The 694-nt window shown below is 60.5% G+C and carries 1 protein-coding gene and 1 pseudogene; both read right to left on the minus strand.

Annotation, left to right across the window (positions count from 1 at the left end; all coding sequences use genetic code 11):
- A pseudogene (locus tag VBE63_RS30970) lies at positions 1-189 on the minus strand (Uma2 family endonuclease); the annotation flags it as partial.
- Positions 190-379: 190 nt separating this feature from the next.
- Positions 380-694, minus strand: a 315-nt coding sequence (locus VBE63_RS30975) for a glycerol-3-phosphate dehydrogenase C-terminal domain-containing protein (protein WP_323686775.1), incomplete at its 5' end; no start/stop codon positions are given.

The raw sequence follows: 694 nt of genomic DNA on the forward strand, positions 1-694 counted from the left end.
GGTCTTGCTGGCATGCGCTGGGCCGATCGGCGGCATATCGATGATCTCTCCTGCAATCAGCTCGCAGCGGGCATCTGGCGCCAGAATGCCAGCCTCTCCCATGCGCAGATATTCATCGACGGTGATCGCGTGCCTGACGGGTAGCCCGGCAGGCGGCGATGCCATCTGGATGGCAGTGTTGGTGGTCATGCTGATCCGTTCATTTTGATAAGCCCAAACCTGATCCGCCTGTCGCCGCGTAGGAACGGTTCAAAAGTAACGTGAATCGCTAGCTGGCCCGATTGTTGGAACCGCTGCGTTTCTTCCAGCCTGCCTGTGCAGGTCGTCGTTGAATCATTACTGATCGACTTCCCGATCATCGCTCTACAGCGGCCCCGCGCTAGGCGGCGCCCGGCTCAGCCATCTCAGGCATCTGCCGCGACTGCGCTGGTGTGACCTCGCAATCTTCGCAGAAATACTCGTCATAGCGCGCCTGTGCCTGATCGCCAAAGAGGATCTCGCAGGCCTCCATCAGGCCTTCCGCTTGCTGGATTTGCTGACGCGGCACCACCAGCGCGATCTTCGAGCGCCGGCGCAAAAAGTCTTCAAGGGTCACGATCATCTCCTGACGCTTGGCGAGTTGGATCTCGCAGCGCGTGTAATCGGTGCCCTTGATCAGCACCTCGGCCTGGCGCGGGTCTTCGCGGATCTGCGC

It is taken from the genome of Lamprobacter sp. (genome assembly GCF_034860625.1).
Classification (GTDB): domain Bacteria; phylum Pseudomonadota; class Gammaproteobacteria; order Chromatiales; family Chromatiaceae; genus Lamprobacter.